Source organism: Shimazuella sp. NTD250 (assembly GCF_059510375.1).
The window spans coordinates 300,351-313,173 of the sequence record NZ_JCAJZS010000004.1; the positions used below are offsets into that span (position 1 = coordinate 300,351).

The window sequence follows — 12,823 nt, forward strand, 5'->3', positions numbered from 1 at the left end:
AACTTGTTCCCATTTTTATAGGAGAGGAGTTAGGGAGATGAAGGTTCTTGTAACTGGTGGAGCTGGTTTTATCGGTTCACATATTGTGGATCAATTGCTGGAAACAGGTCATAAAGTGGTCATCATTGATAACATGTCTTCCGGTAAAGAGACAAACCTAAATCAAAAAGCAGCATTTTACCGTATCGATATGGAAGATGCTAAGATTCAAGAAGTTTTTCAACGTGAAAAACCGGAAGTAGTTATTCATCAGGCAGCACAAACTGTTGTGCAGACATCAGTCCGTCAGCCAGTCTATGATGCGCATATGAATATTCTCGGTACGATTAATCTTCTTGAGGCTGCACGTTTGCATGGTACCAAAAAGTTTGTTTATGCATCTTCGGCAGCAGTCTACGGAGATCCACAGTATGTCCCTATTGATGAAAGACATCCTGTAGGCCCGCTTTCTGGATATGGGATATCCAAATACACACCGGAACAGTATTTACGGGTGTATCAGCAAATGTATGAGATGGAATTTACCATCTTACGTTATGCAAATGTGTATGGTATTCGTCAAGATCCTCAAGGTGAAGGCGGAGTCATTTCTATTTTTATCGATAAAGTGCTGGCGGAAAGCCCTTTTACGATCTTTGGAGATGGAGAGCAAACGAGAGACTATATTTATGTAGAAGATGTCGCCAGAGCCAATCTGGCAGCGCTGATAGCTGGTAATAACGAAGTGTTTAATATTGGGACAGGTGTACATACTACTTTGAATCAATTGGCGGAAAAACTACAGGAAGTCAGTGGGAAGTCCCAAGAAACCAATTATGAAAAAGAGCGACTTGGAGATATTAAGCATAGTTATTTCACTGTAAATAAGGCAAAAAACAGTTTGCATTGGACTCCAAAAATATCATTGGATGAGGGATTGCGTAAGACTTACCAATATTATTCACTTCAAAATTCTACTAAAATATTGTAACAATTAACCTCTTGTACTTTCATTACAACTACTTTATACTAAGTTACAGGTCATGAAATATTCCTGTAACATAAATGTTACTTTCGTAATGAAACCAAACAAATTTGGATATAGATATATAAGTAGGAGTGGTGAAGAGATGCGTTCCAAAGTAATGGCAGAAAACCAGACACAATTGTATTTTGGGGATACAGGTATGAGTGGGGTTATGTATCCTGCGATAAAACGTACTTTTGAAATATTATTCTCCCTTTTATTACTGGTTGTCACATTGCCGGTGCTTCTCGTCACTGCGGTTGCGATTAAACTGGAGTCACCTGGTTCTATCTTTTATAAACAAGAACGAGTTGGCAAAAACGGAAAACTATTTAATGTATGGAAATTAAGATCGATGCGCAGTGACGCTGAGAAAAATGGACCACAATGGGCTTCAAAAAATGATGCACGTGTTACTCAAGTAGGAAATTTTATTCGTAAAACGCGGATTGACGAGTTGCCACAAATATTCAATGTTTTAAATGGTGAAATGAGTTTAATTGGTCCACGTCCCGAACGTCCAATGTTTACCGAGCAATTTGACAAAGAAATTCCTGGATTTAAAAATCGTTTGTTGGTTAAACCAGGTCTTACTGGTTGGGCTCAAGTCAATGGTGGTTATGAAATGACCCCAGCGGAGAAATTGGACTTGGATATGTACTACATCCAAAAACAATCTTTTAAATTAGATACAAAAATCTTCTTCCGTACCATTAAAGTTGTATTTACTGGAGATGGAGCAAGATAAAAAAAGATGGAGCAGATGCTCCATTTTTTTAAAATGTTATATATACATAATATTATGAATTATTCACTTATAAATATCACCCGATTGTTTACTGCAAATACAAGAATTAAGATTTTTTCTGCATTCACTTCAAACAAAGCTCGGAAAGTACCGATTCGGAGTCGATATGTTTTTTTGTAACCTTTCAAGGGCTTAATATCACAATCCACAGAAGGGAAATTTCGTAATTTATCTAGATCTTGAAGTATTCCTTGTCTCATTTGTTCATTTTGTTTTAGGATGAATTTCTTTGCTTCTTTTTTGATAATTAATTCATACACTAATCTTTCGTTTCGTCCTTCTTGCATTCTTTCATAAGCTCCTCCCATGCCACATACTCTTCTGGACTGTTCATTTGACGAGTTTCTTCATCTGATAAGGGAATATCTTCCGGTTCTAATTGATCGATCATGTTCCAATAAGCTTTTACTTCATTTATTGTTGGTTGTTTGCGTTTAGACCAAGGGCGAAGGAATTTATATAAACTTTCTTTTTCTTTCTCATCCAATTTGTCAATTAGCTCATATAGTTCTTCGTTTGTAACGCCCATTCTCATCCCTCCTGTATCTAAATTGTACCTACATTGTATTCCCTTTTTTTCTTGTTGCAATAGGCCTGTTATTTCAACAGAATACAAAAACCGAGTATCTTTAAAGGATTCCCGGTTTTTGATTCATTCTATATAAGTGTCCTGATTTTTTTACACAGGGTCTAAAAAATGCTTTTTAGCGCCAAGTAGATAAGACCCCACATCGGAATACTGAGTAACACTGCATTCATAACTCCCAACCAGAAAAACTTACCTACCACTGTGTATTGCATCAAAGACACCTCCGTTTTGATCTGATGTCTTTATTATATTCAAAATGTGTGAGGTTTAAAGGATTTGGGGGGAAATGTAAATGAACTGTAATGTTGGGGTAATATCATATGTCATTATTACAATTTGGCTTATATTATTTCAGAATAATGTTTGATTTGAAATAAAAATGTTCACCGTGGTTACCATAGCGCAGGGGACAGATATTTTCTAGTATTGGTAATCCGAGTAATCTGTTGTTCTATTTTTATGTAGTTAAAAATGATTTAGCATTTACAAACATTTTGGTTGATCACTTGAAATCGGAATAGGTTTCTATGCTTATTCTTTATATTTCCATGTTGATTTTTATATTTTTATCCATTATAATAAAGTTAACTTGATATGTAGTTCTCTTATCCAGAGAGGTGGAGGGACAGGCCCTATGATACCTCGGCAACCATCCGTTAAGGAAAGGTGCCAATTCCTACAGAATTTTAGTTCTGGCAGATGAGAGAAGGCGATATGATAATATATCCCTTTTTGCATCTATGCGGAAAGGGATTTTTATTATTTTAGGAGGTGCTTTGAAATTGAGTTTCATCCAGTTGCAAAACGTCTCCAAACGATATGCTGAAGTAACAGCACTTGATCGTGTGTCTGTAGAAGTACAGACAGGAGAAATGCTTGGGATTATTGGTCATAGCGGAGCAGGTAAAAGTACTTTGCTGCGAATGATAAATGGATTAGAACAACCAACTGAAGGCGATGTTTTGCTAAAGGGGAAAAATATCGCGGATCTGAACAAGTTGGAATTACGTCAGCTTCGCAGTAAGATCGGAATGATTTTCCAGCATTTTAATTTGTTATCATCTCGAACAGTATTTCAAAATGTCGCGTTCCCAATGCAAATTGTGGGCAAGAAGAAGTCTGAAATCAAGGTTCGTGTAGAAGAATTGTTAGAACGTGTCGGACTTACAGACAAGAAAAATGCTTATCCCTCACAATTAAGTGGTGGGCAGAAGCAACGTGTGGGAATTGCTAGAGCACTCGCAAATCATCCAGAGATCGTACTTTGTGATGAGGCCACCTCTGCACTCGATCCTGCGACAACAGACTCCATCTTACAATTAATTCAAGAAATTAATCAGGAGACAGGTATTACGTTTGTGTTTATTACACACGAAATGTCTGTTGTTGAAAAAGTTTGCAGTCAAGTTGCAGTCCTTGAGGCTGGCCGCATTGTGGAAACAGGAAAAGTAGCGGATGTCTTCTCCAACCCTGAGCACACGGTAACCAAATCTTTTTTGGGTCTAACACCTAAGAAAGGGGGGAATCGAAATGTCTCCTAGTCTGGATTGGAACCTCATTATTCAAGGAACACAGGAAACATTGTGGATGGTTGCGATTTCTACTTTTTTTGCAGCATTGATCGGTGTACCTTTGGGTGTTTTATTAGTAGTTACAGATCGAGGTCAGTTTTGGGAACAAAGATGGTTACAAAAGGTTTTAGGCTTTATTGTAAATATTTTTCGTGCTGTACCCTTTATCGTCTTGATCTTATTTTTATTTCCAGTTACGAAATGGATTTTAGGTACATCACTTGGAACAACGGCAGCGACCATTCCGTTGATTGCTGGTGCGGCACCATTTTTTGCTCGAATGGTGGAGACTGCTATCCGGGAAATTGATCGTGGGGTAGTAGAAGCAGCAGAAGCAATGGGTGCAGGTCCTTTCACGATTATATTGCGTGTGTTCCTGCCAGAAGCAATGCCGGCGATCATCTCGAGTTTGACCGTTTCATGTGTTAGTTTAATCAGTTATTCTGCAATGGCTGGGATGGTTGGAGGAGGAGGTCTCGGTGACCTTGCACTTCGCTACGGATTTCAGATGTTTGATGAAAAAATGATGTTTGCTTGTGGAATACTACTTGTTGTAATGGTGCAATTGGTTCAATGGATTGGAGATTTTATTTCCCGTCGATTAGATAAACGAAACTTACAATCATAGAGGTGTATAGGAATGAAAAAGTGGCTATTATTGAGTTTTTCTCTTATTCTTGCAGTAATCGTGTCTGCTTGTGGAAACACAGATACTAGTAAAAGTACTGGATTACAAACATTGACAGTAGGAGCAACACAGGTTCCTCATGCGGAAATTTTAAATTATGTAAAACCAATTTTGAAAAAACAAGGTGTTGATCTTCAAGTAAAGGTCTTTCAAGATTATGTATTACCAAACCGTGCTGTAGAAGAAGGCCAAATTGATGCTAACTATTTTCAACACATTCCTTGGATGGAAACAACAAATAAAGAAAACGGATTTCATTTGGTAAAAGTAGTTGGTGTTCACATTGAACCAATGGGTGCTTACTCTCAAAAGATCAAAAATAAATCTGAAATAAAAAATGGAGCTACTATCGCTGTTCCTAATGCTACATCAGAAATCACCCGTTCTTTGCTATTACTCGATGCAAATGGTGTGATCAAGCTAGACAATCGAAATGGTGAAAAAACGGTTAAAAATATTGTTGCTAATCCAAAAAATGTTCAAATCAAGCCTCTTGAAGCAGCTATGTTACCAAGGGTTTTAGATCAAGTTGACCTTGCGATCATCAACACCAACTATGCACTTCAAGCAAAACTAAATCCTACAAAAGATGCAATTTTTATTGAGGATTCTAAGTCGCCATATGTGAATGTGCTTGCAACCAAGAAAGGGAAAGAGAATGACCCTCGTATTCAAAAGCTAGCGAAAGTGTTGAACTCTCCTGAAGTGAAAAAGTTTATAGAAGATAAATATAAAGGTGCAGTAGTACCTGCATTTTAAAACTATATTTCCCATTGGAGTAAATTCTACGGAATTTACTCTTTTTTAGTAAAGAAAAATATAAATATTTATATTATAATGAAAACGTCCTGTACAAAACTCACTTAGGAGTATTGTGACTCAACCCAAAATTTCAAAAAGACTAGTTGATCTGGCTGTTGAAATCAGCCGTCAGATGTACGCTCATCCATGCCCTTCTTTTCAAGAGGCAAGGTGGACGCTTCCTTACTTGGAAGACAAGCTTCGAGAGCATGGTGTGGATTACGAGCAAATCCCTGTGGAGCAGGACAGGACGTACGGCCTGCGCGTAAAGATTGTCGGACAGAAAAATGGTGGTAACGGACCGGTTATCTTGCTTCGGGGAGACATGGATGCTCTATCGGGCCAACCGAATCTGGATTCAGGGGTACACGAACAGTTCAACGATGCATTCCATGGTTGTGGGCATCATGTCCATACTGCTCAAGTATTTGCCATCATGCTCTGGTTTCATGAAAACAAAGATAAATTCAATGGAACCCTCATCGTGATGTTCCAGCCTGCAGAAGAAACACCACCAGGTGGTTGTAAGGACATGCTGAAATTCATGACCGAACAACTTGGTGATGTCTATGATGCAGCAGTGATGTATCACGTCACACCAGATTTCCTCGCCGGTCAGTTTGGCTTGCGCAAGGGTGCCATAACCGCCAGTTATGACACATTCTCTATTCGTGTCATTGGAAAGGGCGGGCACTCTGGTCATCCGGATAAGGCAAAAAATCCACTTCCGATTGCGGCAAGGTTGCTTGTCCTTTTGGACGAAGTTTTGCATGATGGGCTTGAGGAGCATTGGTCTCTTAAACACCCAGAGCTTTATGACTGGGCACATTCACTTGGACTGACGGCCTCTTCTTCTTGCTCGGAGCTCACCAAGGTTCTGTGTGGGGAAGTAGATCCGCTGAATCCGAATAACGATAGTGCTGTCAATGTGATCTCTGGCGAAGCAATCCTCAATGGAAGCATTCGCTGTCATAATCCAGCGATTCGTCAGCTCATCAAGCAGATGCTCAGGGAATTTTCTGAGAAGTTTATCTCCTGCTATCCTGATTATCAGGTGGAGGTAAACATAGTAGATGGCTACCCTGCTGTCATCTGTGATGCCACGCTCGTGGATGAGTTTTCCGCAATCGTGGCAAGTCACTTCGGCGAGCATGTCCTGAATGAAGCTCCAAGGTCAAATGGGGGAGAAGATTTTGGATATGCGACACTATATTGCCCTACGCTGATCGTTAGGGAAGGCGTTGCATTCCCGGATCGGGAAAACAGCAGCCTTCACAGTCGAGATTTCCGGGTAAACGAAGAAGCAATCCAGGGAGCAATTAAAGCAATGGTTCTCTTCTTGCTCTACAAGCTGAACAAGTAAACCTGTACGAAAATAAAATAGATAATAGAATATAAAAATGAAAGCGTCCCTAAGACTCCTTGTTTTGGGGACGCAGCAATTTTCTGATAAAATTCAAAAGAAGATAGTTAGAATTCAGTTTTGAGGTCAGTTATTTTTTCCTTTTATTATTATATGTAACCAAAATATTTTTGCTTTTATTTATTCTTCATACCCAATCTCAGCGATTGTTTTTCGTAGATCATCTGTGTGTTCAGCGGAAAATCTTTTTTCTTTACCAACAAAAAAAGAGATTTCACAACCAGATACTTCACTTGCTTTGGACATCAATTCATATCCTTCCTTCGAAAAAACAAGTCCGTTCATTATTTCTTCTGATTCGAAGTGAGTTTCCATAATGATATCAAGTCCTTTGACGTCTTGGTCAATATCGGGGCTCACATCAAATACTCTTGTAATATCCGTACATAGAACTCCAGGGATTTGGTGAATAGTTGGAAAGATGGTCTCGATATAAAATTTGAGAAGAGCATCCACATTTTCTATTTTTTTAAACATCGTAATCGTTTTGATCATAATTTTTTATCCTTTCTCAAATTGTTCACTGTGGTTAGTGTCCTTTTTTAGATTTGAATAATATTTAGAAAGCTCATTATGTTAAGTTTGGTGGAATGTGGGTGAAATGGATAACATGTTAATTTTTAATTCTACTTATTTCGAATAGATTTAATTATTATAATATGAAATAATCAATATTGCATCCATATAATATTTATTGTACATTATTTTCCCACTACATAAGCATAATAATAGTAATAGTGGTAATTTTCATTTATTTTCTTTCTGTAATAGAATAGAATATTAGATAGATTGAATTTTACTTCTGGAGGAGATCAATTGAACCATTCTGTTTCTAATCCTTTCCCTTGGTATAAAAAAATGTCTGCGGAAAATCCAGTCTTTTATGACAAGGATTATATGCACTATTTCGGCTCAAAAGGAACTTGGCATGTATTTCGCTATAATGATGTGCAGACAGTACTTTATGATTGGGAAAACTTTTCATCAGAATATGTTCCAAAAGTGGACAATACTTTATCAGCTGCCATTCAAGTGTCGGACCCGCCACGTCATAAACAACTTCGGTTACTCGTATCTAAAGCATTTACACCTAAAGTAATTGAGGATATGAAACCTTGGATCCGAGAAATAACGCAGGATTTATTGGATAAAGTAGCAGATAAAGGAGAAATGGATGTTACAGCTGATCTAGCTATTCCAGTACCTATAAAAGTAATTGCTAAAATGCTTGGTGTTCCGTATGAGGATCAAGACAAATTCAAATTTTGGTCCACTATCATCGTGAAAAACCCTACAGAAGTAGAAGGTGGAGTCACTGGTTACTTCCAAGCTCAGCAAGAAATGGCTCAATATTTTATGAATTTATTTGGAGAGAGATTAAAAGAACCAAAAGACGATCTAATTTCTCATTTACAACGAGTTGATTTAGAAGGAGAAAAACTATCTGAACAAGACCTTCTTGCATTTTGTATTACCCTATTAGTAGCTGGGAATGAAACAACAACTAATTTAATCAGTGCTGCTCTATATACTTTTATCGAGAATCCAGAATTTCAAGAGTATCTTTACCAATATCCTGAAGATATCCCAACAGCAATTGAGGAATTATTACGATATCGAGCTCCTGTACAATACATCAATCGAATTGCTACAAAGGATATTGAATTAGGTGGTCAAACCATAAAAAAAGGTGACCTCATCAATGCTTGGATGGGATCAGCAAATAGAGATGCATCTGTATTTAAAAATCCAGATACTTTTGATTTAAACAGAACGAATTTAAAACATACAAGCTTTGGTCACGGTATTCATTTTTGTTTAGGTGCACCATTAGCAAGATTAGAAGCGAAAATTGTTTTGGAATTACTATTTGCCCAGTTTAAACAATTGGAATTGAAGGATGCTGGCAAGGAACCAGAGATGAATGAAATAAATCTTATGTTTTCCATCAAATCACTACCAATTGTATTCAAAAAGCGTGAATCTTAATTTTTCATGCAGTTAGCTTGTATATTAAAAGACTTGGGTTTATTTTGAAACTCAAGTCTTTTTGCTTTTATTGATCTACTATCTGTAGCCCTAAACATTTTGGGACTCGGGTCTTAGTGGAATTCCCATCCTATGCTTGATTTTTTTATATTTATTTCCTCCTATAATCGAAATATCAAATAAGCAAAAGAGAGGAAATAAAAAATGAAATCAAAAATAACTTCCGCTAAATCGATGCTCCGTCTTATGGCCATAACATTAACTCTGACATGTTTGTCTATGTTGACAAATGTTTTATATGTTCATGCAGCACCGATCAAAGATTATGCAGAAAAAGAGATAACGTTTCAAAGCCAAAATACTACCATGCACGGTACCATTTTGATGCCGAACGGAAAAGGAGAACATCCGGGCATTGTACTGGTTCATGGTTCAGGCCAAAAAGAAAGAGAGAAGTTAAGACAGGATGCAGAAGTATTTGTGAAAGCAGGCTTTGCAACTTTGGTCTATGATAAACGAGACAAATATAAAAACCGTACATTAGAAATATTATCAGAAGATGCTTTAGCAGCAGTGCATACGCTTCAATCTCAATCAGGTGTGGATAAACAAAAAGTTGGTATTTGGGGATTTAGCGAAGGTGCATGGGTTGCCCCGATGGCTGCTGCTAAATCAAAAGATATTTCGTTCGTAGTTTTGTTAGGAACACCAGTGGTTACTCCAATTCAACAACAAACGTACAATATCCAAAATCGCTTTGTGCAAAATGGGGTTACATCGCAAAATATTATTGATTCATTAGTAATAAAAGGATCGAGATTTGTATTCACTTCTGGTATGTTTCCAGAAGCAGATCATAATGCAGAGTATTATTTAAAACAAGTGAAGCAGCCAATTCTTGCAGTCTGGGGAAGTAAAGACCGTCTTACACCAGCTGTAGAAGGATCAGAAAAGCTGAAAAAAATCTGGGCTCAAAATGGCAATAAGTATGGTTCAATTCTATATATTGCAAATGCAGACCATGCTGCTCATCAAACAGATAAAACGGGATTTGAAAGGTATGCTGCTTTTGCAGCAGGTTATGACGAGGGTGTAACAAGTTGGCTGGATCAAGTAGTAAAAGGAAAACCCCCAGTATCTAAAGTAATGGGACAAACTCCTACACAAGATGTAGAGGTGTATCACAATTTCATTCAAGACGTGAAGGGGTATGATTCACTAGGTGTGGAGATTGCAATACTTAGTATCTTGTTGCTCGGGTACCTTGTTGCCATCGTAAACTCTATGTTTAATCGAAGAGAAAAGAAAGCATCCCCGATTAAAGGATATGCAGGTTGGATCATCACCTCAGGTATTCTCGCAACTCTTAGTTTTGCAACTTACTTTATTATGATTTGGTCCAAAGGGGCTAAAATTTTAGGCCCAATCATGTGGGACCGCCCGCTCATCTGGATGATTATCCAAGTGTTTGCATGTCTTACAACCTTGCTTTCCATCATCTTGGCTCTCCGCGGATTTAGTAAAAAAGCCCTGAGACCTGATATTTTCCGCTATAGTTTATTAGTTGGTTTAGGTTTACTCTTTAGCATTTGGGCTTACTACTGGGGATTATTTCTACCTTTCTAATATGGAGTGACATCAAAAACGGGAGGCGGCCGGCTCCAAATATTCAAGCATATTATTCTGATCATCTTAAAATAATTGAAGTTAAATTTGTAGTGTTTTACAATAGATATGCCGTAAAGAAACACCATTCATCTGATGGTGTGAAGAGAGAGCGGTTGGAGAAATTCATGGCACTCAAACGAGGTGTCTGGACCAAGTCCAGTGAGTCCGGAGGGAACGGAGGAAACTGCGTAGAGGTCAAGGTGGCAGACTCTGACCAAGGCGCTTCTCGTTTCGAAATCCGTGACAGTAAGCGTCCCAAGGGACCGACTGTGGCAGCTTCTCCCGAAGTTTGGAGTGCATTCATCCAGACCTTCAAGCCCTGATCCTGCTTGATCTAGCGAGCAGGTAAAGGAAAAGCCCCTAGATGGTGAATGATCATCGTCTAGGGGCACAGTTATGTTTCCGCTATTATTTTTTCTTCTCGTATTCCCTCCATGACTTTACCTTGTCCAGATGTCCAATTGATAAAGGCTTGTTTATAGTTATCTGTTTTATCGACAGGAGCCCAGATCGACCATGTTATTTTATCGCTGTAAGCTGGAGTATCTAAAATAAGAGCAGCTTGATGAAGTTCGTGTTCTATTTTTCCTAAGAAAGAATAGTCAAAGTTGAGGATGAGTTGTTGATACCATGATCTAAGGGCGGTGCCTGCGGCTTCAATAGCAGCAGTAGCACCTTGGCTATAGGCACGAACTAGACCGCCTGTACCTAATTTTATCCCGCCATAGTAACGAGTTACTACAATTGCAGTATGTGTCAATCCCTTGTTATGAATAACTTCTAGAATTGGCCGGCCGGCCGTTCCTGCTGGTTCGCCATCGTCGGAAGATTTTTGCGTTTGATCTGTGATGATATAGGCAAAACAATTGTGAGTAGCATCCCAATATTTTTTGCGTATTGTGGTTAAAAATTGATTCGCTTCCTCTTCTGTCTCTACCCTTAGTGCCTGACAAATAAATCGGGATTTTTGAATGGTTATTTCCGTTTTTCCAAATTCACCTATCGTCTTGCCCATAGCTTGACCCCCAAAAAAATAGAACGGCACAAGGCCGCTCTATCTGTAGTTGTTAGTTATTGGTACTGTCTGAGCTATTACTTCCGCTACTGTCTCCACCATCGTTACTATCTGTGCTGGAATCAACTTCCCCGTTGTCTGTTGTGGGCAGACCTAGTTCCTCTTTCAATATTTTACTAAGTCGTTTGCGTTCGTCTTCTTTCATGAAGCTATACCATACACCATCTACTTTTTTATCTTCTACTTGTGCTGTCGAAGTTTGAATGCCAGATTTTGGAGTGTTTTTGTAAATGGTAGCTAGACTTAAAAATTCATCTGGATTAATACTATAAGTTAAGTTATTCCCAACTGCATCCGTTATCTTGGTAAAATTGGAGAGAGAGTTAAAACTCACTATTTTATCCAAAATTTTATTGATTACTTCTTGTTGGCGTTTGTTTCGGCCATGATCGCCCAGTGGATCTTTCTTTCTCATTCGCACATAAGGCAGAGCTTCTTCTCCGCTTAGATGCATAGGTCCTTTGTTAAATTGAACGACACGGTCAAATGTACTTATTCTAAAGGTCATTGGGACGTTTACGTCAACACCGCCAACTGCATTGACGATATCTATGAATCCTTTAAAGTTAATTTTCACGTAGTAATCGATTGGCACACCATACAATAAAGTTTCTACCGTTTCACGAGTATTTTGGATTGGGTTAACGCCTTTTTGTTTACCCCAAAAGGCAGCAGCGTTTATTTTTGTTTTAAAGCCATCTGTATGGGCTATAGTCGCATAGGTATCTCTTGGTATACTTACCAATTTAATCGTTTTCTTCTGAGGATTTATTGCTGCAACCATCAGTACATCTGTGCGAAAAGATTCTTCTTCCGCTTTTGTATCATATTGGTCCGTTCCGATAAACAATACTGTAAAGGGGTCTTTATTTATATCAACTTCTTGTGTTCGGAATTTAGATTTTTGTTGGTCGGTATCATGTCCCTTAGTCAGAGCGCCCCAGATGGTGCCGACAAAGTAAATTCCTACGATTAAAATGGCCACTAAAGAGAACAGAGAAATCCGTAGAACCCATTTTTTTCGTTTTTTATGATTAACCCGTTTTTTACGGCTTTGGTCCACGCGTTCCATCATCGGTCCATTTCCTTCCTAATAAAAGATAATAATTTCACACTATAAAACATACTACAATGTAATGATAGTTTATTTCAAGGATATAGGGAAAAAAACACAATGTTGACTACTTTTTTTTATTTTCCCATTC

Annotated in this window: 13 protein-coding genes, 1 pseudogene and 1 riboswitch; of the genes and pseudogenes, 9 read left to right on the plus strand and 5 right to left on the minus strand. The window is 38.2% G+C overall.

Annotated features, from left to right (window positions below):
- The first annotated feature begins 37 nt into the window (after positions 1-37).
- On the plus strand, positions 38-970 hold the full coding sequence (locus tag AC5WOF_RS12410) for an SDR family oxidoreductase (RefSeq protein WP_496050273.1): 933 nt from the start codon (positions 38-40) through the stop codon (positions 968-970).
- An 88-nt stretch (positions 971-1,058) separates the two neighbouring features.
- The gene (locus tag AC5WOF_RS12415; RefSeq protein ID WP_496050274.1) at positions 1,059-1,754 is read left to right on the plus strand and encodes an exopolysaccharide biosynthesis polyprenyl glycosylphosphotransferase; all 696 of its coding nucleotides are present in this window, start codon (positions 1,059-1,061) and stop codon (positions 1,752-1,754) included.
- A 59-nt stretch (positions 1,755-1,813) separates the two neighbouring features.
- Here AC5WOF_RS12415 and AC5WOF_RS12420 read toward each other — a convergent pair whose 3' ends face one another.
- Positions 1,814-2,101 (minus strand): type II toxin-antitoxin system RelE family toxin, encoded by a 288-nt coding sequence (locus AC5WOF_RS12420; RefSeq protein ID WP_496050275.1) that lies wholly within the window; start codon positions 2,099-2,101, stop codon positions 1,814-1,816.
- On the minus strand, positions 2,074-2,343 hold the full coding sequence (locus AC5WOF_RS12425) for a hypothetical protein (protein WP_496050276.1): 270 nt from the start codon (positions 2,341-2,343) through the stop codon (positions 2,074-2,076). The genes AC5WOF_RS12420 and AC5WOF_RS12425 overlap by 28 nt, the downstream gene beginning before the upstream one ends.
- Before the next feature lie 662 nt (positions 2,344-3,005).
- Positions 3,006-3,109, plus strand: a riboswitch (SAM riboswitch).
- 34 nt (positions 3,110-3,143) lie between these two features.
- On the opposite strand from AC5WOF_RS12425, the pseudogene AC5WOF_RS12430 reads away from it, so the two are divergent.
- From AC5WOF_RS12430 to AC5WOF_RS12445, 4 genes and pseudogenes are all read left to right on the plus strand, one after another.
- A pseudogene (locus AC5WOF_RS12430) lies at positions 3,144-3,902 on the plus strand (methionine ABC transporter ATP-binding protein); the annotation flags it as partial.
- 31 nt (positions 3,903-3,933) lie between these two features.
- Positions 3,934-4,602 carry a methionine ABC transporter permease gene (locus AC5WOF_RS12435; RefSeq protein ID WP_496050277.1) on the plus strand — a complete coding sequence of 223 codons (669 nt, stop codon included), beginning with the start codon at positions 3,934-3,936 and terminating at the stop codon, positions 4,600-4,602.
- A 12-nt stretch (positions 4,603-4,614) separates the two neighbouring features.
- Complete coding sequence (locus AC5WOF_RS12440) at positions 4,615-5,421, plus strand: MetQ/NlpA family ABC transporter substrate-binding protein (RefSeq protein ID WP_496050278.1); 807 nt, start codon at positions 4,615-4,617, stop codon at positions 5,419-5,421.
- Between the two features lie 115 nt (positions 5,422-5,536).
- Complete coding sequence (locus tag AC5WOF_RS12445) at positions 5,537-6,826, plus strand: M20 metallopeptidase family protein (protein WP_496050279.1); 1,290 nt, start codon at positions 5,537-5,539, stop codon at positions 6,824-6,826.
- A gap of 180 nt (positions 6,827-7,006) precedes the next feature.
- On the opposite strand, the gene AC5WOF_RS12450 is transcribed toward AC5WOF_RS12445, so the two are convergent.
- Positions 7,007-7,381 (minus strand): hypothetical protein, encoded by a 375-nt coding sequence (locus tag AC5WOF_RS12450; RefSeq protein WP_496050280.1) that lies wholly within the window; start codon positions 7,379-7,381, stop codon positions 7,007-7,009.
- A 321-nt stretch (positions 7,382-7,702) separates the two neighbouring features.
- On the opposite strand from AC5WOF_RS12450, the gene AC5WOF_RS12455 reads away from it, so the two are divergent.
- From AC5WOF_RS12455 to AC5WOF_RS12465, 3 genes are all read left to right on the plus strand, one after another.
- On the plus strand, positions 7,703-8,875 hold the full coding sequence (locus tag AC5WOF_RS12455) for a cytochrome P450 (protein WP_496050281.1): 1,173 nt from the start codon (positions 7,703-7,705) through the stop codon (positions 8,873-8,875).
- Between the two features lie 204 nt (positions 8,876-9,079).
- A complete protein-coding gene (locus AC5WOF_RS12460) occupies positions 9,080-10,501 on the plus strand; it encodes an alpha/beta hydrolase family protein (RefSeq protein WP_496050282.1) in 1,422 nt (473 codons plus the stop codon).
- A gap of 167 nt (positions 10,502-10,668) precedes the next feature.
- Positions 10,669-10,866 (plus strand): DUF397 domain-containing protein, encoded by a 198-nt coding sequence (locus tag AC5WOF_RS12465; RefSeq protein WP_496050283.1) that lies wholly within the window; start codon positions 10,669-10,671, stop codon positions 10,864-10,866.
- A gap of 71 nt (positions 10,867-10,937) precedes the next feature.
- Here the strand turns inward: AC5WOF_RS12465 and AC5WOF_RS12470 are convergent, their stop codons facing one another.
- Positions 10,938-11,558 carry a YigZ family protein gene (locus AC5WOF_RS12470; RefSeq protein ID WP_496050284.1) on the minus strand — a complete coding sequence of 207 codons (621 nt, stop codon included), beginning with the start codon at positions 11,556-11,558 and terminating at the stop codon, positions 10,938-10,940.
- A 52-nt stretch (positions 11,559-11,610) separates the two neighbouring features.
- Positions 11,611-12,693, minus strand: coding sequence for an LCP family protein (locus tag AC5WOF_RS12475; protein ID WP_496050285.1), 1,083 nt, complete (start codon positions 12,691-12,693; stop codon positions 11,611-11,613).
- Between the last annotated feature and the right edge of the window lie 130 nt (positions 12,694-12,823).

Bases quoted from the DNA above. Each gene is read 5' to 3' on its own strand.
- AC5WOF_RS12460 (WP_496050282.1), top strand. From the start codon at position 9,080: ATGAAATCAAAAATAACTTCCGCTAAATCGATGCTCCGTCTTATGGCC.
- AC5WOF_RS12420 (WP_496050275.1), bottom strand. From the start codon at position 2,101: ATGCAAGAAGGACGAAACGAAAGATTAGTGTATGAATTAATTATCAAA.
- AC5WOF_RS12450 (WP_496050280.1), bottom strand. From the start codon at position 7,381: ATGATCAAAACGATTACGATGTTTAAAAAAATAGAAAATGTGGATGCT.
- AC5WOF_RS12425 (WP_496050276.1), bottom strand. From the start codon at position 2,343: ATGGGCGTTACAAACGAAGAACTATATGAGCTAATTGACAAATTGGAT.
- AC5WOF_RS12415 (WP_496050274.1), top strand. From the start codon at position 1,059: ATGAAACCAAACAAATTTGGATATAGATATATAAGTAGGAGTGGTGAA.
- AC5WOF_RS12440 (WP_496050278.1), top strand. From the start codon at position 4,615: ATGAAAAAGTGGCTATTATTGAGTTTTTCTCTTATTCTTGCAGTAATC.
- AC5WOF_RS12475 (WP_496050285.1), bottom strand. From the start codon at position 12,693: ATGATGGAACGCGTGGACCAAAGCCGTAAAAAACGGGTTAATCATAAA.
- AC5WOF_RS12470 (WP_496050284.1), bottom strand. From the start codon at position 11,558: ATGGGCAAGACGATAGGTGAATTTGGAAAAACGGAAATAACCATTCAA.
- AC5WOF_RS12410 (WP_496050273.1), top strand. From the start codon at position 38: ATGAAGGTTCTTGTAACTGGTGGAGCTGGTTTTATCGGTTCACATATT.
- AC5WOF_RS12435 (WP_496050277.1), top strand. From the start codon at position 3,934: ATGTCTCCTAGTCTGGATTGGAACCTCATTATTCAAGGAACACAGGAA.
- AC5WOF_RS12465 (WP_496050283.1), top strand. From the start codon at position 10,669: ATGGCACTCAAACGAGGTGTCTGGACCAAGTCCAGTGAGTCCGGAGGG.